This is a genomic window from Nitrosomonas ureae, from assembly GCF_900206265.1.
GTDB classification, from domain to species: Bacteria; Pseudomonadota; Gammaproteobacteria; order Burkholderiales; family Nitrosomonadaceae; genus Nitrosomonas; species Nitrosomonas ureae_C.
This window is the reverse complement of sequence record NZ_LT907782.1, coordinates 1,665,459-1,687,168: the sequence shown is the minus strand read 5'-3', so window position 1 is coordinate 1,687,168 and position 21,710 is coordinate 1,665,459. Positions and strand designations below refer to the sequence as shown.

Sequence of the window (21,710 nt, the reverse complement as noted above, 5' to 3'; positions counted from 1 at the left end):
GTTACAGTAATTCACCATAAAGACGAGCAAGCAGCAATTCAGCATTCTCCTTGCCGGATAGTTTATGTGAGGGTAGACTGACAAAGCGAAAGTCCAATGTATGTTCACTTTCTTCCAGTAATAATTTCATGCTGTTTTCTATGCGTTTATGAAAGCCCGTGAGTCCTTGTTCATCAGTATTGGGCAGTAACAGCCAGAGCATGTTTTCCGCCGTCCGGGTGGAGAGGTCTGGGGTGCGTAGTAAACTTCTCAGCTGTTGCGCAAAGAACTCAAGCATTTGAAGCAACCGCGCATGATTAAAAAGCTCGATCAAATCGGGTAAGTTAGCAAAATAAATTCCAAACAGACTGAAATTAACGCTTGGGTAGCGTCGTGACGTTACCATCATCCAATCAAGATCGTGAATAAATAATTCGCGGGGAATAAAATCCAGCTGATTAAAACCTGCGGACAAATCAAAGACCTCGCCACGAAAAGCGATTGTTCTTCCTTTGTCGCTTAAGCGCCAATTGCGAATCTCATTTTGAATAAGTTCACTGGATTCCATTTCCTTCTCGCACATAGCGCAGCGAACCTGCACATTGCCTTCGACAAATGATTGGCTGCATGAATGGCATCGGTAGTTTTCAATCGGCCTATCATAATCGCTGCCGATGTGACGCAGCTGGGTATGGCATTTAGGGCAAATTAGGGTGCCGCTATGCAGAAATTTCTCCTGCACATCAACACATCCGCAGGTAAAACAATGTAAAGAGGCTTGTGTGCCAATGTCGATAGAAAGGCAATTTGGACAAACGTCAATAAAACTCAAATGGGAAGACCGGCAATATGTGCATTCACGCTGCCGATCAATCAGTCTGATAGGATCGATTATTTTGCTATTTGCAAGATTCCGCAGCCACTCGAAAGAATCCGACTGATCCAGGCTAAGCGCCTCGAGTAATGGATAACGGTAGAAACGTGCATGCTGCCAATCATGGTAAGGCTGAAGGATAAAGTCCGGGCGCAGCCAGAAATATTTGATGAATCGCCCTTGATGCGTAATATAAGTCTCATTCCTCTTGAAGGATTTCGACAAATTATCAAACTGATTAATTACTTCCCGTAAGTCTGCAGGTTGTGGCAGCTGTCCGTCGAGCATAAAATCATCGTAGGGGAATGCTGAATCTGTAACAAAACACAAAGATGCAAAAAATTCATTTTCTTTACGCACCTTTTCCAGGGTGGAGGAAATGTAATGTTTATCCTTTCCTTTAATGATAAAGGCCGATGGAATGATTTTTTCCTTTTCCCAAACTGAAAAATCGCAAAAATATGAGATCTCAAACATATTCTTGTATTCGCTTGGTAAATCACTCTCTTCCTGAGAGAAAACAATAAGCATGCCGGATTTCCGATGATCTCTTGACGCTAAATTAGAGTGGTTAAGACGTACTTCTCCGAGTATGTAAGAAATAAATCATTCAGTTGCCATCGTTTTCCTACAATCTTATTTAAGATTATTATGTAACTAATGTAGGAATATAGGAATATATCTTAATATTTTTTAAATTAAAAATTTTCCTTTGCAATTTGTTCGTATTGGGTAAGCAAGCTTTGTAAAAATACAACGAAGGAGGGAGATCGAGCCCGGTAGCTATCCGGAATAATGAAAGAATAATCCGGGTAATTGGATACGCAATGTATCACTTCATATGTTGTCAAACGTGCAGGCCGTTCTGTTTCTGTTGAACCGTGGACGCCATGATATGTTGGTATGGACATCCAATTCCATAACGCCTTCATTCAATTTATAATTAGTGATGAAATTAAGACGGATAGCGGAATTGACAATGTCTAAATGGAATAAGTCTTCCATAGTTTGTTGAGAATATGCCAATTATTTGAAGAGTTATGGCAACTGCTCAAATTTGATAATATCATTTGACTCATCGAGGATTAGGAGGTGTGCAATGCGTACAATACAATTCAGCATGATTCTTTATATAGCGCTATTAATGGCATTCGTGAGTAACAAAGCTTTGGCGAGGCAGGATCTCAGTGAAATTCAAAGGCAATTTAACGCAGAAACCATAAATAAACGTTTTAGTGTTCCCAGCGATGCCGCTTTAACATCTGCGCTCAAAGAAGCGACGCAAAGAGGCATGCCGACAAGAACACAGCGCTTTGCGCCAGGCTGCGTTGGTCTGGGGTGTGGAGGTGCTATTGGTTTAGGCAACTATGGTTATGGCAGTTATTTTGGAGGCTATGCTCGCCCATATTATGGGGGGTTATATGGAGTGAACAGTTATCTGCCTTTTTATTCCGGCTGGTGATAGCCGGGATGGATGCTGATTCTGGGATAGCCATCTAATTATCCATCAATTCAACATATGAGATACAGTGAATTGATGGATAATTTGCTGTGATCACTTGCAAGCAAGGGTTTTTCATTTAATTACTAAACAAGGGGAGATGAAATGGGAGGGTACGGCAGCAAGAATACATGGATATTCACAGGAATCATGGTTTTTTCTTTGATTCTAAGTGGATGTGCGGCAGTTCATACATCCATTGCCAAGAAGGATCTGGATGTTCAAACCAAGATGAGTGACACCATTTTTCTCGATCCTGTTGAACCGAGCCAGAGAACGATCTATCTGAATATCCGCAATACTTCCGATAAAACTAATTTTGATATTACGGCTACGGTTGCCAGAGCATTGGAGGGTAGAGGTTATCTCATTACTAATAATCCCAGAGAAGCGCATTACTGGTTGCAGGTTAATATCCTAAGCGTTGACAAAGCCAGTCCTACCGCTGCTGAAGCTGCTTTGAGAGCGGGTTATGGGGGCATGGGAAGCGCCGCGCTGGGCGCTGCCGTGGGAACAGCTACGGGCGCTGCCATTGATGGCTGGAGTGGAGCTGGCATAGGTGGATTGGCTGGTGCAGCTGCTTTCGGTCTCGCCAGTACGCTCGCAGATGCTTCGGTGAAAGATGTTACCTTTATGGCCATTACAGATGTTGAAATAGCAGAGCGAGCCGAGGAAGGTGTCATTGTTCGTGAAGACAGGCAGCAAGATGCGAAGCAGGGTGTGGGTGGTGCAAGAAGGCAGTCTTCGACAAAAGTCAGTGAAATGAATAAATATCGTACTCGTGTAGTCAGCACCGCGAACAAAGCAAATTTGCAGTACGAAGAAGCTGCAGTCGAATTGACCAATGGTTTGGCTCGCTCCATTTCAGGATTGTTCTAAATGCAGTAGCAGGATTGCCGGTTTCCCCCCAGAATCTGGATGATACTGGGGAAGCAATCGCATGATTGCTTGTTCTGCAACGCTATAAATTTAAAAAGTGGAATATTCTTATAAACTTAAGGGGACTGTGATGAAGATAAAAATACTTCTCGTAGTATCATCGATGATGGTTTTATTGTTTTCTGCTTCCATCCTACACGCTCAGAATAAAAATTCTTCAGCTGACAGTCAGAATGCTATCGATCGAATGACCAAAGAATTGGGACTTAATGAAACTCAGCGTGGTAAAGTTGAAGCTATCCTTAATACGGAACAGAAGAAAGTTGAAGCTGTTTTTAATGAGGAAAGAAAGAGATTACAGTTAATTCAAGAAGAAACTCGATCAAGCCTGAAAGCGGTATTAACTCCCGAGCAAATGGAAAAACTTGAAAACAAAATGCGGCAGACAGGCGATAAGAATAATACTCAGAAGAAATAGTATTTAGTTAGCTTTATAAGCGGTCGGATCGGGTATATTCGCTGCTTTGAATCCCGCTTTGCGGATACGGCAGGAATCACAAACACCACAAGCCTGTCCTGCTTCATCTGCCTGATAGCAAGAAACGGTTAAGCTGTAATCAACACCTAAAGCAAGTCCAGTTTGAATAATCTGTTGTTTGGATAAAAGCATGAGCGGCGTATGAATGGTTAACTGCTTACCTTCAACACTTGCTTTAGTTGCCAGATTGGCCATTATTCCAAAAGCCTGAATGTACTCTGTGCGACAATCCGGATAGCCGGAATAATCAACCGCGTTGACGCCAGTAAAAATGTCCTGGCAATCCAATGTCTCTGCCCAGGCCAATGCCAGTGACAGCATGATGGTGTTTCTGGCGGGAACATAAGTAACCGGAATGCCGGGATTTTCTCCTGATGTCGGTACTTTAATGGATTGATCCGTTAACGCAGATCCACCAAATGCGGTCAAATCAAGCTTGATTATCTGGTGCTTATGGGAGTCCAATGATTGTGCTATCTTTTGTGCGGCATTTAACTCTGCGAAGTGTCGTTGGCCATAATCAATGCTCAATGCATAGCACCTAAAACCTTGGCCGCGTGCAATAGCTAATGTGGTTGCGGAATCCAATCCACCGGAGAGCAATACAATCGCTTTTTTCATACGCTTAGCTTTTTTTGAATATTTGTCATTCGAGTTATCAGAAGAAACCTTTATTATTGATCGTGAGATTGCTCACTGTGTTGAAATGACGAATAAGAGCTACTTATTTTACGCAGAAGCTTCTTAATAAATTTCATCTTCCCGGTCCCTCGCCCCAAAGCAATTTGTGCATTTGAAGCTGCATTCTCACCGGTAATTCATCGCGCAATATCCAGGATGCCAATGTCGCAGGATTCAGGACATCATAAACCGGTGAAAACAGGATTGGGCATAACCGGAAAAGCTGCTTACAGCGAATAATTTCACTCGCCCATTGATAATCGGCTTCATCACATAATACAAACTTGATTTCATCTTTCGGTGTCAGATGGATAAGATTCTCCCAGTTATTCTTCGTGACTTCCCCTGAACCTGGAGTTTTAATGTCCATTACTTTGCAGACCCGGAGATCGACTTGCGATAAGTCCAATGCACCGCTGGTTTCGAGTGACACCGAATATTTTGCATTGCAAAGTGCGGTGAGCAGAACTAAGCAAGCTTTCTGAGCGAGGGGTTCTCCACCGGTAACGGTGATGTAGTTTGTCTTGTAATCTGCGATTCGATTTAAGATTTCTGCAATCGAAATATTTTCGCCACCAGTGAATGCGTAAGCAGTGTCACAATATCCGCAACGCAAGGGACAGCCCGTCAGGCGTACGAAAACAGTCGGTAGTCCAACACGACTTGTTTCACCTTGTAACGAGAAGAAAATTTCATTGACACGCAAGGTTGTTGTTTCTAACGCTTGCATCATTACTAATTACCTGAAGGAAAAGACGGACTCTACTACTTTGTAGCGAATGCAGCAAACAGCATGTGGGGAATAGATATTTAAGTTCCCGAGTTACTTGATGTTTGCCAGGCGTTGCTTGGCTTTTCCTGCGGCTTCACTGTGCGGATGACTTAGCAGCAAATTCTCCAGGGTTTTTCTGCCCGCATTGCGATCACCCATTTCGAACTGACTGGTAGCAATATTGAGTAGGGCATCGGGTACTTTATTGCTGTCAGGGTATTTGCTGATCAGCCTTTTTTGCGCATCGATGGCTAATTGATAATCACGCAATGCGTAACGCGCATTGCCAATCCAGTAAGCAGCACCGGGTGCCAGGGTGGATTGCGGGTAGTTTTCCAGGAAGTTTTCAAATTGCGCGATAGTATTGGCATATTCACCATTTTTAAACGAATCATACGCTTCCTTATAAGCCGCATTTTCTGCCGGACCGGGGGGCGCCAATTCATTCGCTGACAAAGACCCGGAATCCATTGCGTTGGATGAGTTGGCACTCTCAACTGATGAGGACTCAGGTGTTATATCATTATTAATCGGTGGTGCAGCTGCATGCTCGTCGGGTGACGGTGCTGTCATGCCGCGAGGAGTGCTCTGAGGGGTGGAATGAGGTAAAGGTGTCGGGCTGCCCGGTTGCTCGATCTGACGTAGTCGATTATCAAGATCGATATAAAAATCCCGTTGCCGTTTTTGTAACAATGCATTATCGTTGCTGAGCATTTCTATTTGCCCGTTCAATTTGCCCAGTTCCAGCCCGAGCGTTTCAACCTGAGTATACAGTTGCAACAATGCTTCGCTATTCAGCGCTTGATCCATCTTGGCAATACGCGCTTCCATTTCCTTAACTTGTTTGCGTAATACATCAATTTGTTCACGTGCTTCACTATCACCGAATAATGACGCATAACTGACATTGCAACTCAGCAACAACAATAGAAAGAAAGCGCGTATCAGCATGGTTATTCGCCCCGATAAAGAATATCGGTACGGCGGTTCTGACTCCAGGTTGACTCACCGTGTCCCAACGCGCGTGGTTTTTCTTCCCCTAAGCTAACTGACTCAATCTGTAAGTCTTGTGCGCCTGACAAAATCATCATGTTCTTAACGCTATCTGCGCGGCGTTGACCTAAAGCGAGATTGTATTCACGACTACCCCGATCATCCGTATTTCCTTGCAGGATTACGTTGGCGGCGGGATTGTCACGCAGGAATCTGGCGTGAGACAGCACCAATTCCCTATATTCACTTTTGACTGTGTAACTATCAAAGTCATAAAAAACGCTACGTTGTGACAGAATGCTGTTGGGGTCATTCAATTGGCTGAAATAACTGGGTCTTCCTGAATCGGATCCCATCAAATCACTTCCGCTTAAGTCATTTCCGTTGCCTGTACCAGATGATAGATCATCAACATCAGGCTGTGTTGTTTGACTGGCACACGCGGATAACAGAACGATCAATGCAATGCATAATAACTTTCTCATTTGTTGCTCCTTTAAAATTAAAAAGACTAAGACATTACTTCCATTTTGGTAAAGGACCCCAGGCCGGTTCCCGAATATCACCCGCTTGTACTGACAGTTGCTGTCGTGTCTGTCCATCTCTGGAAACAGCGGATAATATACCATGCCCGTTTATTTCAGTTGCATACAAGATCATTTTGCCATTGGGTGCGAAGCTGGGTGATTCGTCAAATTTGGAGTTGGTTAAAATTTCTATTTGGCGTGAACCGATTTCTTGAACCGCTACATTAAACTGATTATTGTTGCGGTGAATAAAAGTAAAGCTTTTGTTGTCGTGACTATAATCGGGACTGACATTATAGCTACCTTCAAAGGTGAGCCGTTCGGCATTGCTTGATTCTGCAGCAGTTACCGGCATGCGGTAAATTTGGGGGCTACCGCCACGATCGGAAGTAAATAGGAGGTATCGTCCATCAGGAGAGAAGCTAGGTTCTGTATCGATACCGGAGCTTCTGCTCAATCTTTGTAAACCGCTACCATCGGTATTGACCAGAAAAATTTGTGATCCGCCCTGCCCAGTCAGCACAACCGCCAGCTTTTTTCCATCCGGAGACCAGGCCGGTGCGCTGTTGCTGCCTTTAAAGTTGGCAACCGCTCTGCGTTCCCGGGTTGATAGTGTCTGAACGTATACAACCGGTTTTTTGTTCTCAAAAGATACATAAGCCAACTGGTTTCCATCCGGAGACCAGGCGGGAGATATTATGGGTTCCGTATACTCGATAATGGACTGCGCATTATAACCATCGGCATCGGCAACCTGGAGTGCGTATTTATTACCCCGTTTTAATACATAAGCGATACGAGTGCTAAATACCCCCACATCACCGGTTAGTGCTTCGTAGATAACATCCGCAATACGATGTGCTGCAGCGCGTATTTGTGTGGTTGAAACGGTAATAGCCAAACCGGTTAATTGCGATTTCTTGGCAATATCCATTACACGAAACTGAATTTCCACCTGATCGCCGGATAAATGCGTAACGCGACCAATAACCAACGCATTGACACCACGATTGGCCCAATCGGCGTAGGCCACTTCCGCTGGCGAATGTGGCGACGATCCGGCGGGATCTATCAATCTGAACAATCCAGTACGTTGCAAATCGGCGTTGATAACCGGGGTGATATTTTGCTGAAGCCTACTTTCCTCGGCAAAAGGGACGATGGTAATCGGAATACGGGATGCCCCCCCACCAAAAATTTCGATATTCAGTTGTGCATGGAGTGATGAGCTGACTAGCCATAGAAGCCAAAACAGTAAGCCATGCGTTAATTTAGAACAGTAAATTGACATAAACGTTAAGGCATTAAATTTTCAAGAAACGTTAATTTTTTTCTGATTATAGCAATCATTCACGATAATGCACTGTAATATTCAGATTGCGAAATTCATTAAACAGCGCAGGGTCCGGAGGTAAGGGTAATGGTTTTGACAAATAAATTGCACGTTCCACGGCATTGTCAAAAACAGCATATCCGCTGCTCTTGCTCAGCCTGACATCGAGAATGTCACCCCCGGGAAGCAGTGTAACGCTGAATTCAGCGATAGGATTGCCCGGTAAATCAGGCGGCATTACGATTCTGCTCCTGATCTTGGCCAGGATCAAAGCCTTATATTTCGAAATTTCATTGGTTATCTGATTCCTTGCCGCTGCTTGCTGCGCAGCGCGTTGTGCTTCAGCTTCCCGCTGCGCTTTTGCTGCTTGTTCTCGCTGTCGTTGCGCGGCCAACTCTTTTTGTTTTTGTAGTTCTTTTTGTTTCTCCAATTCCTTCTGCTTGGCTAATTCTTTTTGCTTTTCCAACTCCTTTTGTTTTTCTAATTCTTTCTTTCTTTCAAGCTCTTTTTGTTTCTCCAGCTCTTTTAATTTTTCTTGTTCTTGTTTTTTTTGCTGTTCCAGATCCGGTTTGATTTCTTTAATGGGCTCTGGTTTCTGCTGTATCGTGATATCAGGTTTTTTGACAGGCGGTATTACCGCTGCTTGCTGTGGCGCTGTTTTTGCAGATTCGGGTTTTACGGGTTCAGGTTTTGGCGGCTCTGACTCTGGTTTTGGTTTAACGGGTTCGGGTACTGGTTTGATTTGTTGGGGTGGCGATTGAGTTTTAACTGGTTCCTGAATGGGCGTGGGCAACTCCGTCCAGATTTCAACCATCATGCCTTCAGGTGGCTGATCTTTCCAATTCAAACCAAAAATCAAGAGTGCGATAAATACGAGATGCACCAGCGCAGCCAGTGCACCAGCCAATAGTATTCTTGGTTCAGAATAGGATGAATTGCGTAAGGCACTTACACTCATTACGAATAGATCATTTTTGTTGCGCCAGTAAACCCACTTTCTGCACCTGATTCTGCTGCAATACATCCATTACTTTGATGACTTCTTCATAACGGACATTTTTATCAGCGGCAATCACTACGGGCTGGTCTGCATTTTGCGCCTGTTTCTGTTTGATAGCTTCAATCAATTGATTTTGATCAACACTTTGTTCTGCTGATGATACGGCACGATCGCGCAAGGAAAGGCGCCCATCCGCTTGTATAATTACTTCCAAAGGTACGGCCGGTGTTGCCAACGATTTGCCGATCTGAGGTAATTCAATCTGTCCATGATTGATCATGGGTGCTGTGACCATAAAAATAATCAGTAATACCAGCATTACATCAATGTAGGGCACCACATTGATCTCATTCATTAGCCGATGTTTTGCGCGCCGCGCCATAGAACCCTCTTATATCAGTTTATCCGGCTGCTCGCCGTTGCAATACATTGGATAATTCTTCCATGAAACTCTCAAAACGGGTGGCCAGTTGATCGGTGCTGCTGGCATAGCGGTTATAAGCAACCACCGCTGGAATGGCCGCAAATAATCCCATTGCGGTCGCAATTAAGGCTTCTGCAATTCCTGGAGCGACATGTGCAATGGTTGCTTGGGTAACGCTGGAGAGGCTGCGGAAAGAATTCATAATACCCCACACAGTGCCTAACAAGCCGATGTATGGACTGACTGAACCAACGGTAGCCAGGAATGACAAATGTGATTCCAGATAATCCATTTCCCGCTGATAAGTAGCGCGCATCGCTCTGCGAGTGCTTTCCATTACCGCGTCAAGATCAGATCCGGCAGGGTGCTTGTTAAATTCACCAAAACCTGCGGCAAAGATTCGTTCCAGACTCCCGGAATCATAGCGTGCACTCGTTATTCGCTGATGCAGTGCATTCAAGTCTACCCCGCGCCAGAAAATATCCTCGAAATCATCAGTTTTCCTTTTTTCATTGCGAATAACAAACAATTTACGAAAAATAAACCACCAGGAAAAAAATGAAATCAATACCAGAATCAGCATTACCAGTTGTACCAGTACACTGGCGCTACTGATCAGATAAAGAAATGACATATCTTGTGTTACTGTTGTGCTCATGCGGACTTCCCAATTTTTTCACGGAGAGATGCAGGAATACTCACGGGTTTGAGTTTTTCTGCACCGACACATACCACATGAATTGTGGCATTTACTAATTTAATATGACTGCATAAAACTTCTTGAAATAGCGTGATGCGACTTCTGCCAACTTCCAGAACTGACACCGTTATATTCAGCAAATCATCCAATACCGCTGGTTTTAAATATTCGATGTCTATTGAGCGTATCATGAACAAGACGTTAGAGTCTGTAATCAATGCATTGGCATTAAATCCAAGTTCTCTAAGCCATTCATAGCGTGCTCGTTCCATGAAATTCAAGTAGGTTGAATGATAGACTACTCCCCCTGCATCTGTATCCTGATAATAGACCCGGAGCGGTAATGAGAAATGGCGTGTCAACATAGTAAGCGAGTGACGCTAAACCTCATTCTGATCGTACATTAGCGGGAAAAACACCTGTCGATAAATAGCGATCGCCCCGGTCGCATGCGATAAAAGTTATGATGGCGTTTTCAACCCGATGGGATACTTTAAGTGCTGCCGCTAAGGCACCACCCGATGAAATGCCTGCAAAAATCCCCTCTTCACGCGCTAACCGGCGTGTCATATCCTCGGCTTCATGCTGAGAAACGTAGATCATTTCATCAATCTGTTTCGCATCGAAAATTTTTGGTAAATACGCAGGAGACCATTTGCGGATACCGGGTATTTGCGCTCCCTCTTCCGGTTGCACGCCGATTACCTTAATGGGTGTTTGTTGTTCCTTAAAGAATTTTGAACAGCCCATAATCGTACCTGTGGTTCCCATGCTGCTGACAAAATGGGTGATTTTTCCTTGCGTATCCCGCCAGATTTCTGGCGCAGTACCTTCATAATGCGCTCGTGGGTTATCCGGATTTGCAAATTGATCCAGAATGATACCCTGACCTTCGGCACGCATTTTTTCAGCCAGATCCCGTGCTTGTTCCATGCCACCGGATTTTGGCGTCAGAATAATTTCTGCGCCGTAGGCACTCATGGATTGCCGTCGTTCAATACTCAAATTCTCCGGCATGATCAGTATCATCCGATACCCCATCATGGCGGCAGCCATGGCCAAAGCAATTCCGGTATTGCCACTGGTAGCTTCGATCAGCGTATCGCCTGGCTTAATTTCCCGGCGTTGTTGCGCATGCGAAATCATCGACAAGGCCGGGCGATCTTTCACTGATCCGGCAGGATTATTACCTTCGAGCTTAACAAGAATCGTGTTTGAAGTTAATCCGGGCAAATGCTTGAGTTTTACTAAAGGTGTATTACCAACAAAATTTTCGATCGTTTTATGCATAATGCAAACTTTATCATAGATAGGTTTAATTATCGCATAAGCGATCAGCATTGAAAGAAAGTAATCACACAAATAAAAACCCTCTCTGAAGATAATTCAGAGAGGGTTAATTAATCCACTGCAAAAACTACTCCTGTTTGGCCGGAGCTTCTGTGGCTTTTTCACCTTCGACGGTAATTACATCGCGAAGTTGTTTGATAGTTCCTTGACCAATACCACTTACTTTCGCTAAATCATCAACGGAAGCAAAGGTGCCGCTTTTTTCGCGATGTTCAATGATCGCTTTTGCTTTAGCAGGACCAATACCTTGTAAAGATTCAAGCTCAGCTTGCGACGCCGTATTGATATTGACTGCTGCAAATGCAGTGCCGGTAAACAAGAATACCAGAGCTATCAGTAAAACCCATTTCTGCATAAATATCTCCTTTATCAAAACAAATACTGATGCATACAACAAAAGTAGTGCTTCAGTTTTTATGGATTAAAAAATACCTGAATACATAAAATTGCTATGCACACAGGTCAAAGTGATATCGGATTTTGCGGAAATTAATTTAGGGGTAAATTAGCTGATACTAATCAATATATTATTGTTGTTTAAATAATAAAATCAAGCATTGCGAAAGCGCGAGTGTTTGACAACCAAAATGGTAAGCAGCGGCAAAACAAAACCAATGACTGTGACGGTAATCAGTAAATGTCCCAGCTCGCTATAATCTGCCGGAATAGTCACTTGACCGGAAACGGCATCTTTTACTTCACGCTTTACTTCATAAATCTGATTAAGATATTTGGTTCCGAGTTGCGAAGCCGAAAGCGCCAGATTGGTGAATGATGCCATCACGGCAAAAAAAGTGGCTTTAAGTTTTTCCGGTGCGGAGTTGGCAATCCAGGCTAGCATTGGAATCATGGCAATCTGACCGAGCGGCGATTCCAGCGCGGTATCAATCAATGCAATGAAACGTGCATCGACCACTCCGCCAGTCATAGCTGCTGTCCATTGATGCAGGCCAAAATACATGCCAATAATCGGTAATGAAAGAAATGTTCCTACGATCGTCAGAAAGCCGATGATATAGGCAATCGAGCGTTCGGCCATAAAACGGCGGAAAATAAACATGCCGAATAGCGTTAATGTAGCGCCGACTAATGATAAAACGGCGAGGAACTGCTGGTCAAAGCCCAATTCGTCAATCATCCACCAGGTAGAACCGGCACCGGGTCCCGGAATAGCGCGAAATATGAATATCAGCACAGCCGTGCCGACTAACACATTACGAGCATCGGGTTCAAGCTCGCCGGTCAAGCGCCACATCAAGAATATGACTATGGCCATGGAAATGACGAAAATGATCTCCTCGCTGCCGGGCATGCGGCTCAGGCCAACGCTCAAGGATATGAGTGTGAAAGCTAATCCACCGCCGAGGATCCACCAGTTTACTGCGGGCGATTCCGAATGTATATTAAGTAGTCTATCAGCTTCCTGACGACTATGTCCCAGCGCTAGAAAGCGTTTATATTCGCGGCGACGTAACCAGGATGCAAACACCACACCAAAGATTGAAATTAACGGAATAATCAAAGCAAGCTCATACACCAATAAATAAACCGCTTCTTTTTCCACTTCCGGTAATGATCCAGCATCGCGGAGTACAAAAACATTGACCACGGATACCAGCACACCGCCGCCGATAATGGCGACACGTCCGAGAGTTTGCATCGTGACATGCATCAGTTTGCGTTTCTCTAAACCCAGCTTGTTACCATTTTCGTCTACGCGCGGCACTGCTTCAACGGTCATGGCATCGGCTACCACATCCTGTAGAACATAACCGATCGGAGCCAATAACGCTGAGACTACATACCAGGTTTCAACTGAAGCTATAGCAATCATAGCCTCAGTGTGGCCGAGCAACCCAATCATGATTAACAGACTTAACATGATCAAACTGGCACCCAAATATACCAGTAAGCCTTTCCAGCGCCAGATCAAATCAACCAAATGCCCCATCGGCATTTTGAGTGCCCATGGCAACATCATCCAGAATCCCAGCATGGCTAGAAATTCGGCGGAAAGCCCAAGTTTTTCTTTGACATAAAACGTACCAACAATACTTGTCAGACCCGATATGCCGGCAGCGACGTATACCATCAAGGGAGGTAAATAGGACAGCCGCATTTCACGACCCAAGGCAAGGATATTGACGCTAAGCCATTGTGCGATTACGGATAGAAAGCCGTTTGCGGGTAATAGGTTTTTCATAAATTTGATATCATTCTAATTTTTAAAATATGATCACTTTTGTTTTGGTCTTACACCTACCTGTACCGGAAAAGATTTTTCTTGTTTATTGCGAATGACTGTAACAGTTACCACTTTATCCGGTGGCAATGCAGCTACGTAATTGAGCATTTCCGATGAATTTTTAAGTGATTTGCCCTCGATTGCAATCAGTATATCGCCTGGCTTTATTCCCGCTTTATCGGCCGGACCGTCTTTAAGAATACTGGCTATCAAGGCCCCCGATGGATGATCCAGATTGAATGACTCTGCCAACTCTTCCGTCATATCTTGCATGCTGACTCCCAGCCAGCCACGGATTACACCGCCAGACTGAATGATCTGCTCCATAATTTGTTTGGCAGTATGAATTGGAATTGCAAAGCCGATGCCGAGTGAGCCGCCGCTGCTGGAATAAATTGCAGTGTTGATTCCAATTAGATTGCCTGAGGTATCGGTCAATGCTCCACCAGAGTTGCCCGGATTGATCGCTGCATCGGTTTGAATGAAATCTTCAAAGGTATTAATTCCTACCCGGCTCCTGCTCAGTGCGCCAACAATTCCCATAGTAACACTTTGACCAACCGCAAAAGGATTGCCCACAGCAAGCACGACATCGCCTACTCTAACCTGCTGTGATTGGCCAAACGTTATGGCAGGCAAGTCTTTCAAATTTATTTTGAGTACTGCCAGGTCTGTTTCAGGATCGGAGCCAATCAGACGGGCTTTGGTTTTTCTGCCATCAACCAGCGCAACTTCAACTTCGTCAGCGGTTTCAACGACGTGATGATTGGTCAGTATATAGCCATTAGAGCTGACAATGACCCCGGATCCCAGACTTGAAGTACGCTTTGGTCTGGATTCTGACTGGTCTCCAAAAAATCTGCGAAACATTGGATCATTCAGCAAAGGATGAGCAGGTTCCTTGACTTCCTTACTAGTGAAAATATTGACAACAGACGGCATGGCAATTTCGGCTGCTTTGGCATAGCTATCCGGTCTTTCCGATGTAACCGCAGGCGCAGCTTCTCTTACGGTTACAATTTCTCCTCGGGGTTTCCAGGAGAGTAAATCCGGTCGCAATGTTGACACGATAAAAAAAATAGCCAGCAATACTGTTACAGTTTGTGCAAAAATTAACCAAAGTCTGTACATCAAATGTGTTACTCCAGAATAAATAGTTTTAATATGAGTATATTGCGATGCAGTATAAGAAACCAAGGAGGAAATCGATGGACCGAGATGAGCTGGAAAATCATCTGAATCAGTTACTGGATATACCCCGTTTTCAGGATTATTGCCCAAATGGGTTGCAAGTGGAAGGGCGTAGCGATATTCATGTTGTTGTCAGCGGTGTAACTGCTTCACTCGATCTGCTGCAGGCGGCGCTGGCAGCAAAAGCGGATGCGGTTTTGGTTCATCATGGTTTTTTTTGGCGTGGTGAAGATATGCGCATCACCGGTATAAAAAATCGTCGTATCGCTTTGTTAATAAATCATCAGATCAATATGTTTGCCTATCATCTACCGTTGGATGCACATCCGCAGTTTGGCAATAATACGCAATTGGGACAAAAATTGGGGTTTATTGAAAACGGTCGTTTTGGCGGACAAGATATCATGATGCAGGGAGAACTGAAAGAAACTATGAACTTGGCTGCGCTGGGTGATCGGATAGCGCAAACTTTATTGCGTAAGCCGATGATAATCGGTGACCTTAATAAAACCATACAGCGCATCGCCTGGTGTACCGGTTCCGCGCAAAATTATTTTGATGCGGCTATTCTGCAAGGAGTCGATGCCTATTTGACGGGTGAAATTTCAGAACACAATGTACATACCGCACGTGAATCAGGTGTCGCATTTATCGCCGCGGGGCATCATGCAACGGAGCGCTACGGTGTGCAAGCGCTGGGAAATTACCTTGAACAGGAATTTGGAATACAACATCAATTCATTGATATTGAAAATCCTGTGTAATGGGTAAAGTTGACATTGAGGAAATATCGGATAATTCTAATACTGGTTTTTATTCCTCTTTGTTTTTGTCATCTTGCTTTTTTTTACCTGAAAACATAGTCCACCAGATAATGAATAGAAATAAACCCAATGCCACTGCCGCTTCGACGATTAGTAACCACATAATTTAAGATTGCTGTTTCATAATTGAATCGAGCTGTTACTTTAACCAAAATCAGATGAAAAACCAATTAAGTTTTATCGTTATTATTTCTTTTTTGTGGCTTGCAGCATGTACCACTGGAAGTATTAGTCCCACGCCACCACCGACGCAATCTGAGGAAACTATTACACCGCCTTTGCCCGATAAGCCACTAGCGAAGTCTATCCATAAACGTGATCAATGGTCTTCATTAACTGGTTGGAACAGCGATGATTTACTGCCTGCATGGCAGGCTTTTCTGCAAAGTTGCAGGGTTTTAAGCAAGCAATCCGTTTGGCAGGAAAATTGCAAAATCGCCGCATCACTGCGACATCCCAACAATACAATGATAAGAAATTTTTTTGAAACTTATTTCATTCCGTATCAAGTTGTTAATGTCGATAATACCGAGGAAGGGCTGATTACCGGCTACTATGAGCCCTTGCTAAAAGGAAGCCGGACATTGTCGGAACGTTATCGTTTCCCGGTTTATGCTGCGCCTGATGAATTGTTAACCATCGAATTGGGCGAAGCCTACCCGGAGCTTAAAGATCTACGTTTGCGCGGACGTTTGAACGGACGCAAAGTGGTACCTTACTATAGCCGGTCAGAGATTATGAATAATCCGGGATTATTGAATGGATATGAGCTCTTATGGGTGGAAGACGAAGTTGAGTTATTTTTTCTCCATGTGCAGGGTTCAGGACGCATTGTGCTTGATAATGGTGAAATGATGAAAATAGGTTTTGCCGATCAGAATGGATTTCCATATAACTCTATTGGTAAACTTCTGGTGCAACGCGGTGAGCTACCCCTCGAACAAGCATCCATGCAGGGTATCAAGCAATGGGGGCGACAAAACCCTCGTAAGCTGGCGGAGTTGTTGCAGCAAAATGCACGCTACGTGTTTTTTCGTGAATTACCGTCCGATCTATCAGGCCCCATTGGAGCTTTGGGTGTGCCATTGACTGCTGGTAGAAGTATCGCCATTGATCCATTGTCAATTCCGCAGGGTGTGCCGGTTTTTCTGGCAACGACCTGGCCCAATACGAGTAAGCCTTTGAATCGGCTTATGGTTGCTCAGGATGTGGGTGGTGCGATAAAAGGCGGGGTACGCGCGGATTTCTTTTGGGGATTTGGTCATGCAGCCGGAAATCAGGCAGGAAAAATGAAGCAAGCAGGAAGAATGTGGATATTGATGCCGAAGGAATATCAGCCGGTTGCGCTTACCCAACAATAAAAAGCTTGCTGCGGTTTATCAGCAAGCTTTTTAAGTTTTTAGGTTTTATTTGCTTTTGCTTGCGTTTTCCAACTTTTCCTCTATGGCTGCGGCGGGGATCATTCCCCCAACAACTGAGCCATCAGTAAAAATTAGCGTTGGTGTGCCTGAAACTTTATTTTCACGACCTGACTTTACCAAAGTTTCCAAGGGAGTTTCGCAGTCTTTTTCTGCTGGTGCGGTGCCTTTCAGCATAAAATCCTCCCAGGCCTTGATTTGATTATCAGAGCACCAGATTTTTTTTGATAATTCCATCGAGCCATTCAACACCGGGTAGAGCAGGTTATAAACGGTAACATTCGTGACGTTGATCAATTCCTTTTCCAATTGTTTGCAATAAGGGCAATTAGGGTCTGTATACACCGCAACTTTGCGTTTGCCATCGCCTTTAACCGCTGTGATAGCATGCTGCAGAGGCAGGGAGTCGAATGGCACGCGTCGTGCCGCTTTGATTTCCTGGATGCGCTCGTTGGTCATGCTAACCCGAGTTTGGGTATTGATGACATGGCCAAAAAAGAAAAAATTTGCTTTATCATCGGTATAAAACAGTTCGTCACCTACAACGACTTCATATAGACCTGAAAAAGGTGTTTTCTTTACACTGTCAATTTTTTGATTCTCGAAATGGGGTTGGACGGCTTTCTTAACAGTTTCTTCATCGGCCCAAAGTATTCCGGGGAAAAGACTTAATGATAAAATTAAAATGAAAAGCTTTAAGTGTGTGGCCATGACAACTCCAGTTTAAAAAGAAATTTAGTTCAAAGCGTGCTGTATCAATCGATTTTTAATCGATGGCAGATGATTGGTTATTTCAAGCCCTAAATTGCGTATGCGGGCTAACGTCGGATTGGGGTTGTTGAATAATTTCTGTAGTCCATCCGTTACCCATTCCAGAACCAGAATATCTTCCTTGCGTGCCAGCTCGTAACGCCGCAATAATAAATAATCGCCGCAATCTGTCAGCTTACCTTGCGAGTTCAGTATTGCCGCAAGTGCTCGCGCGTCGCGTAATCCCAAGTTGACACCCTGGCCAGCCAGCGGATGAATGCCATGTGCAGCATCACCGATTAATGCCAGACGAGCTTTAATCAATTTTTTCACATGCACATGATTCAATGGAAAACCTGCTGGTGGTGAAATCAGTTGCATTGCCCCCACAGTATGTGCAGAAGCTTCTTCCACTTGTTGGCAAAGTTTTTCCGCAGACAAGTTGCGCAAAAAATCCGCATGATCTTTCGTGGTTGACCAGACCATTGATACACGTTTTCCCGGTAGCGGAAGTAATGCCAATACGCCATCGCGCCTGAACCATTGATGGGCAATCTGACGATGCGATAGTTCCGTACTAAAATTGGCGACTATGCCAACCTGATCGTAGGCATGCTGCGATACATCAATCTCAGCTTGTTTACGTACCCAGGAATTGACCCCATCAGCACCTATCACTAATGAAGCTTTAAGTTCGGTGCCGTCCGTCAGCTGCACATCGACATGCGTATCATGCCAAATGATTGCGGCACATTTTGCCGGGCAGCATATTCGTACATTTTCCTTTGAAGATTCAATCATATGCCAGATGGCGGCTTGCAATTGGCGGTTTTCAGCAATAAATGCTAATTCGGGTAAACCGATCTCGTACGCACTGAAGTTGATATGCGCAGTATTGTCGTCGCCAAATACCGCCATCTCATAAACGGGCGCTATCCGTTCAATTTTCATCCACTGCCATGCGCCCAGTTGTTGCAGGAAAGCGGCACTGCCCGGGCTAATTGCATACACCCGATTATCCCAGCTATTATCTTGGGGTACCGGTGATGGTTCATGCGGTTCTATCAACGCTATTTTTAGCCCGCTACCTTTAAGCGCAGCTACCAGGCTTGCACCTACCAGTCCGCCACCTATTACTATGATATCGAATTTCATGAAATTAATTATACAGCTGCTTTGGGATGAACAGGTAACACAAAGTTAGTCATCGTTGGAAGCAAATTTCTTGCTACTCGAATCAACTAACAATCGTACATTTTCAGTGGATAAATCTAAGCTACTGATACACCTGGGAAGAATCGGCAAGCGTAATACAATGTCCTGGAAAAACGCATAAACCCTTGTCATGTCACATTTTTGATCTTGACAAGCCACCCCCTGGAAGGCAAAATGCGGCCCTTGTGTTAAGCACGTGGCGAATTAGCTCAGTGGTTAGAGCAGCGGAATCATAATCCGTTGGTCCGGGGTTCAAATCCCTGATTCGCCACCATCTTTATGGGTAAAGGGATTGGTTTTATGACTAATCTATTTAGAGCTGTTACGAAGAGGATAGCTTTTCGTACGTTGCTATCTGCAAAGCAGTTTCTTCTTCTGTCCTAATTCCATCGGTACAGCTTCTTGCGATATCCAAATTGCATGAATATTATGGTTCAGTCTGCCTCTAGCTATGTACTTTGAGACCTTAAATGAATGTGGCGCAACGAATATTTCGGTTAGGTATCTGATAAAGAGATAATAATATAAATCTGACCTAAAATTGGTATCTAGTGCAAAAAGAGAAATCATGGCAAATTGGTTTAAAGACAATTCATTATCCATTGGGCAAACACCATTGGTGCAACTTAATCGGGTGATAGACAATGCGCCGGCCGTAGTGTTGGGAAAAATTGAAGGGCGTAATCCGTCGTATTCGGTTAAGTGCCGCATTGGCGTAGCAATGATTGACGATGCTGAACATAGAGGATTATTAGGACCGGGGAAGGAAATTGTTGAGCCTACGAGCGGTAATACCGGAATTGCACTGGCATTCGTGGCAGCTGCACGAGGAATTCCGTTGACCTTGACAATGCCGGAAACTATGAGTGTTGAGCGACGTAAGTTGTTAATTGCATTGGGTGCCAAGCTGGAATTAACCGAGGGTGTACGGGGTATGAATGGCGCTTTGGCGAAGGCGGAAGAAATTATTGCCGCTGACCCGGATCGCTATGTGTTGCTGCAACAGTTCAAGAATCCCGCCAATCCAGAAATTCATGAAAAAACCACCGGACCGGAAATATGGAGCGATACGGATGGTGCTGTCGATATTTTTGTGGCAGGCGTGGGCACGGGTGGCACGATTACCGGTGTTTCTCGTTATATCAAAAAAACCAAAGGCAAAGCTATCATTTCAGTGGCAGTTGAACCTGCAGCGAGCCCCGTATTGTCGCAAAAGCGTGCGGGAATTTCATTGGCACCCGGTCCCCATAAGATTCAAGGTATTGGAGCTGGTTTTGTGCCTGATAATCTAGATCTTTCACTGGTGGACGAAATCGAGCAGGTGACCAATGAAGAAGCGCTGCTTTATGCGCGGCGCTTGGCGCGCGAGGAAGGTATTCTGGCCGGAATTTCCTGCGGTGCGGCTGTGGCGGCGGCAGTGCGTCATGCTAAACTTGCCCAGAATAAGGGAAAAACTATTGTAGTGATTTTGCCGGATTCCGCTGAGCGTTATCTAAGCGGTATTCTGTTTGAACGTATGTTTGACGAACAAGGCCTGACAGCATAGTGAACACTAGCAAGAGAACGCGCGATCTTTTGTTGCGGAGCACCTATTTGAATGTTGATAATATCGTGGCGGAGCTGCGTGCGTTGCGCCTGGCTTCGTTGGAAAGCCGTAACCGGCATGATCGTCCGCCCAGGCTACCGTCACGCAGGATTCTGGCGAGTGTTGCAGAGGGCCTGAGTGCGGCTATGTTCCCTAATCGCCTGGGTTCATCTGAGTTGGCTGATGAAGGTATCGATCATTATGTCGGACATACCCTGAATATGACATTACGTGAGTTGATGGTGCAGATTCAGCATGAATTGCACTATAACTCCGGTTTGGAGGTTTTGGGCGATCAGGATCGTGCACAATCGGTAGCGATTACGCAGGCGTTTGCAAAACATTTGCCGGAGGTTCGAAGTTTGCTGGAAACCGATATTAAAGCAGCGTATGAAGGTGATCCGGCGGCACGCAATGTGGATGAAGTACTGGTTTGTTATCCTGGCATCATGGCAATTACGCATTATCGGTTGGCGCATGTTTTGCACGGTTTGGGGGTACCCCTGATTGCGCGCATGATTTCAGAAATTGCGCACTCTGCCACCGGTATTGAAATTCATCCCGGTGCACAGATTGGCGGCAGTTTCTTTATTGATCATGGTACCGGTGTGGTAATTGGAGAGACTGCTATTATTGGGCAGAATGTTCGTATGTATCAGGCAGTTACGTTGGGTGCCAAACGTTTTCCGGTAGATGAGAATGGAACTCTGGTGAAAGGCAATCTACGCCACCCTATTGTGGAAGATGACGTGGTGATTTATGCCGGAGCTACAATTTTGGGACGAATAACCATAGGGCGAGGTTCGACGATCGGCGGCAATGTATGGCTGACGCGAAGCGTGCCACCGGGTAGTAATATCTCTCAGGCGCAAATGCGTCAGGAGGTATTTGAGGGGGGCGCCGGGATTTAATCAATGAGTACTCTTTAGAG

At 44.8% G+C, this 21,710-nt stretch carries 23 protein-coding genes and 1 tRNA gene; 8 read left to right on the top strand and 16 right to left on the bottom strand.

Annotation, left to right across the window (positions count from 1 at the left end):
- Position 1 precedes the first annotated feature (1 nt).
- A complete protein-coding gene (locus CPG39_RS07840; protein WP_096292791.1) occupies positions 2 to 1,384 on the bottom strand; it encodes a GGDEF domain-containing protein in 1,383 nt (460 codons plus the stop codon).
- A 568-nt stretch (positions 1,385 to 1,952) separates the two neighbouring features.
- On the opposite strand from CPG39_RS07840, the gene CPG39_RS07835 reads away from it, so the two are divergent.
- The 3 genes from CPG39_RS07835 (at position 1,953) to CPG39_RS07825 (ending at position 3,711) form a co-directional block, all read left to right on the top strand.
- Positions 1,953 to 2,315: a hypothetical protein gene (locus CPG39_RS07835; protein ID WP_096292790.1), complete on the top strand. Its 363-nt coding sequence runs from the start codon at positions 1,953 to 1,955 to the stop codon at positions 2,313 to 2,315.
- 144 nt (positions 2,316 to 2,459) lie between these two features.
- A complete protein-coding gene (locus tag CPG39_RS07830) occupies positions 2,460 to 3,233 on the top strand; it encodes a complement resistance protein TraT (RefSeq protein ID WP_013646616.1) in 774 nt (257 codons plus the stop codon).
- 130 nt (positions 3,234 to 3,363) lie between these two features.
- Complete coding sequence (locus CPG39_RS07825; RefSeq protein WP_096292789.1) at positions 3,364 to 3,711, top strand: Spy/CpxP family protein refolding chaperone; 348 nt, start codon at positions 3,364 to 3,366, stop codon at positions 3,709 to 3,711.
- Between the two features lie 3 nt (positions 3,712 to 3,714).
- Here CPG39_RS07825 and queC read toward each other — a convergent pair whose 3' ends face one another.
- The 13 genes from queC to CPG39_RS07760 form a co-directional block, all read right to left on the bottom strand.
- The gene (queC, locus tag CPG39_RS07820) at positions 3,715 to 4,392 is read right to left on the bottom strand and encodes a 7-cyano-7-deazaguanine synthase QueC (protein WP_096292788.1); all 678 of its coding nucleotides are present in this window, start codon (positions 4,390 to 4,392) and stop codon (positions 3,715 to 3,717) included.
- A gap of 133 nt (positions 4,393 to 4,525) precedes the next feature.
- Complete coding sequence (queE, locus tag CPG39_RS07815) at positions 4,526 to 5,182, bottom strand: 7-carboxy-7-deazaguanine synthase QueE (protein WP_172424146.1); 657 nt, start codon at positions 5,180 to 5,182, stop codon at positions 4,526 to 4,528.
- A gap of 93 nt (positions 5,183 to 5,275) precedes the next feature.
- Positions 5,276 to 6,175, bottom strand: coding sequence for a tol-pal system protein YbgF (gene ybgF / locus CPG39_RS07810; RefSeq protein WP_096292786.1), 900 nt, complete (start codon positions 6,173 to 6,175; stop codon positions 5,276 to 5,278).
- Positions 6,176 to 6,177: 2 nt separating this feature from the next.
- The gene (gene pal / locus CPG39_RS07805) at positions 6,178 to 6,702 is read right to left on the bottom strand and encodes a peptidoglycan-associated lipoprotein Pal (protein ID WP_096292785.1); all 525 of its coding nucleotides are present in this window, start codon (positions 6,700 to 6,702) and stop codon (positions 6,178 to 6,180) included.
- Positions 6,703 to 6,736: 34 nt separating this feature from the next.
- The gene (tolB, locus tag CPG39_RS07800; protein WP_096292784.1) at positions 6,737 to 8,035 is read right to left on the bottom strand and encodes a Tol-Pal system beta propeller repeat protein TolB; all 1,299 of its coding nucleotides are present in this window, start codon (positions 8,033 to 8,035) and stop codon (positions 6,737 to 6,739) included.
- A 55-nt stretch (positions 8,036 to 8,090) separates the two neighbouring features.
- Positions 8,091 to 9,035, bottom strand: a complete 945-nt coding sequence (gene tolA, locus CPG39_RS07795; RefSeq protein WP_096292783.1) for a cell envelope integrity protein TolA — start codon at positions 9,033 to 9,035, stop codon at positions 8,091 to 8,093.
- A gap of 10 nt (positions 9,036 to 9,045) precedes the next feature.
- Positions 9,046 to 9,459, bottom strand: coding sequence for a protein TolR (tolR, locus tag CPG39_RS07790; RefSeq protein ID WP_096292782.1), 414 nt, complete (start codon positions 9,457 to 9,459; stop codon positions 9,046 to 9,048).
- Positions 9,460 to 9,478: 19 nt separating this feature from the next.
- Positions 9,479 to 10,159 (bottom strand): protein TolQ, encoded by a 681-nt coding sequence (gene tolQ, locus CPG39_RS07785; protein WP_062557952.1) that lies wholly within the window; start codon positions 10,157 to 10,159, stop codon positions 9,479 to 9,481.
- Positions 10,156 to 10,566 (bottom strand): tol-pal system-associated acyl-CoA thioesterase, encoded by a 411-nt coding sequence (gene ybgC, locus CPG39_RS07780; protein ID WP_096292781.1) that lies wholly within the window; start codon positions 10,564 to 10,566, stop codon positions 10,156 to 10,158. The genes tolQ and ybgC overlap by 4 nt, the downstream gene beginning before the upstream one ends.
- 22 nt (positions 10,567 to 10,588) lie before the next feature.
- Positions 10,589 to 11,491, bottom strand: a complete 903-nt coding sequence (cysM, locus tag CPG39_RS07775; RefSeq protein ID WP_096294283.1) for a cysteine synthase CysM — start codon at positions 11,489 to 11,491, stop codon at positions 10,589 to 10,591.
- Between the two features lie 127 nt (positions 11,492 to 11,618).
- A complete protein-coding gene (locus tag CPG39_RS07770) occupies positions 11,619 to 11,906 on the bottom strand; it encodes a ComEA family DNA-binding protein (protein WP_096292780.1) in 288 nt (95 codons plus the stop codon).
- Positions 11,907 to 12,101: 195 nt separating this feature from the next.
- The gene (locus tag CPG39_RS07765; protein WP_096292779.1) at positions 12,102 to 13,754 is read right to left on the bottom strand and encodes a hypothetical protein; all 1,653 of its coding nucleotides are present in this window, start codon (positions 13,752 to 13,754) and stop codon (positions 12,102 to 12,104) included.
- A gap of 33 nt (positions 13,755 to 13,787) precedes the next feature.
- Complete coding sequence (locus CPG39_RS07760; protein WP_096292778.1) at positions 13,788 to 14,927, bottom strand: Do family serine endopeptidase; 1,140 nt, start codon at positions 14,925 to 14,927, stop codon at positions 13,788 to 13,790.
- 77 nt (positions 14,928 to 15,004) lie between these two features.
- Here CPG39_RS07760 and CPG39_RS07755 point away from each other — a divergent pair, with 77 nt between their 5' ends.
- Together CPG39_RS07755 and CPG39_RS07750 are read left to right on the top strand one after the other, a co-directional pair.
- The gene (locus tag CPG39_RS07755) at positions 15,005 to 15,751 is read left to right on the top strand and encodes a Nif3-like dinuclear metal center hexameric protein (RefSeq protein WP_096292777.1); all 747 of its coding nucleotides are present in this window, start codon (positions 15,005 to 15,007) and stop codon (positions 15,749 to 15,751) included.
- Positions 15,752 to 15,969: 218 nt separating this feature from the next.
- Positions 15,970 to 17,172 carry a murein transglycosylase A gene (locus CPG39_RS07750; protein WP_096292776.1) on the top strand — a complete coding sequence of 401 codons (1,203 nt, stop codon included), beginning with the start codon at positions 15,970 to 15,972 and terminating at the stop codon, positions 17,170 to 17,172.
- Between the two features lie 45 nt (positions 17,173 to 17,217).
- Here the strand turns inward: CPG39_RS07750 and CPG39_RS07745 are convergent, their stop codons facing one another.
- Both CPG39_RS07745 and CPG39_RS07740 read right to left on the bottom strand, forming a co-directional pair.
- On the bottom strand, positions 17,218 to 17,940 hold the full coding sequence (locus CPG39_RS07745; protein WP_096292775.1) for a DsbC family protein: 723 nt from the start codon (positions 17,938 to 17,940) through the stop codon (positions 17,218 to 17,220).
- Positions 17,941 to 17,964: 24 nt separating this feature from the next.
- Positions 17,965 to 19,134: a UbiH/UbiF family hydroxylase gene (locus CPG39_RS07740; RefSeq protein WP_096292774.1), complete on the bottom strand. Its 1,170-nt coding sequence runs from the start codon at positions 19,132 to 19,134 to the stop codon at positions 17,965 to 17,967.
- Between the two features lie 258 nt (positions 19,135 to 19,392).
- On the opposite strand from CPG39_RS07740, the gene CPG39_RS07735 reads away from it, so the two are divergent.
- The 3 genes from CPG39_RS07735 to epsC all read left to right on the top strand — a co-directional run bounded on the left by CPG39_RS07735 (position 19,393) and on the right by epsC (position 21,690).
- Positions 19,393 to 19,468: transfer RNA gene (locus tag CPG39_RS07735), tRNA-Met, on the top strand.
- 294 nt (positions 19,469 to 19,762) lie between these two features.
- Positions 19,763 to 20,740 carry a cysteine synthase A gene (cysK, locus tag CPG39_RS07725; RefSeq protein WP_096292772.1) on the top strand — a complete coding sequence of 326 codons (978 nt, stop codon included), beginning with the start codon at positions 19,763 to 19,765 and terminating at the stop codon, positions 20,738 to 20,740.
- Positions 20,741 to 20,787: 47 nt separating this feature from the next.
- Positions 20,788 to 21,690, top strand: a complete 903-nt coding sequence (gene epsC, locus CPG39_RS07720; protein WP_172424095.1) for a serine O-acetyltransferase EpsC — start codon at positions 20,788 to 20,790, stop codon at positions 21,688 to 21,690.
- Positions 21,691 to 21,710: the final 20 nt, after the last annotated feature.